Source organism: Pedobacter glucosidilyticus DSM 23534, assembly GCF_000425145.1.
GTDB classification, from domain to species: domain Bacteria; phylum Bacteroidota; class Bacteroidia; order Sphingobacteriales; family Sphingobacteriaceae; genus Pseudopedobacter; species Pseudopedobacter glucosidilyticus.
Genome location: NZ_AULF01000070.1, coordinates 1 through 1,133 on the forward strand (window position 1 = coordinate 1; position 1,133 = coordinate 1,133).

Consider the following 1,133-nt stretch of genomic DNA (forward strand, 5'->3'; position numbering starts at 1 on the left):
CCCTTCTCGCCTTTTGCTCCGGTTAATCCTTGCGGACCTTGTGCGCCGGTATCTCCTTTCGGGCCCGCTTCGCCTTGGTCGCCTTTATCGCCCTTTGAACCAGTTAAACCGATTGGACCTGCTTCACCTTGTGGACCTGCCACCCCTGTCAATCCAATTGGACCTTGTGGACCTATATCTCCTTGGTCACCCTTATCGCCTTTAGGACCTGCTTCGCCTTGGTCGCCTTTATCGCCTTTTACACCAGCTAAACCTTGTAATCCAGTATCACCCTTGTCACCTTTTGCTCCGGTTAATCCTTGTGGACCTGCTTCGCCTTGATCACCCTTGTCTCCCTTTACACCAGCTATACCTTGTGCGCCCGCTTCTCCTTTATCACCCTTCTCGCCTTTTGCCCCGGTTAATCCTATTGGACCTTGTGCTCCAGTATCTCCTTTCGGACCTGCTTCGCCTTGGTCGCCCTTGTCACCTTTTGCTCCGGTTAATCCTTGTGGACCTGCTTCACCTTGATCGCCTTTATCGCCCTTTGAACCAGTTAAACCGATAGGACCTTGCGGACCTGCTTCGCCTTGTGCACCGGTTGCTCCTGTTAAACCTATAGGGCCTTGTGCGCCGGTATCTCCTTTCGGGCCTGCTTCACCTTGGTCGCCCTTATCACCTTTTGCTCCGGTTGATCCTATTGGACCTACTTCACCTTGTGGACCGGTTGCTCCAGTTAGTCCTATTGGACCTTGTGCTCCGGTATCACCTTTCGGGCCTGCTTCGCCTTGGTCGCCTTTATCGCCCTTTAAACCAGCTAAACCTTGTGCTCCAGTAAGCCCCATTGGACCTTGTGGACCAGTTTCTCCCTGATCGCCTTTATCTCCCTTGTCACCTTTTGCTCCGGTTAATCCTTGTGGACCTTGTGCTCCAGTATCTCCTTTCGGACCTGCTTCGCCTTGATCACCCTTGTCTCCCTTTACACCAGCTATACCTTGTGCTCCTGCTTCTCCTCTATCTCCCTTTTCTCCTTGAATGCCTTGTAATCCTGTATCACCTTTCGCTCCCGTTAAACCGATTGGACCTTGCGGACCTGCTTCGCCTTGTGGACCGGTTGCTCCGGTTAGTCCTATTGGACCTTGTGCTCCGGTATC

At 52.9% G+C, this 1,133-nt stretch carries 1 protein-coding gene; it reads right to left on the reverse strand.

Annotated features, from left to right (window positions below; genetic code table 11):
- Nucleotides 1-1,133 (reverse strand): collagen-like domain-containing protein (locus H510_RS0112900; protein ID WP_026904693.1); only part of this gene is annotated, 1,133 nt, incomplete at both ends.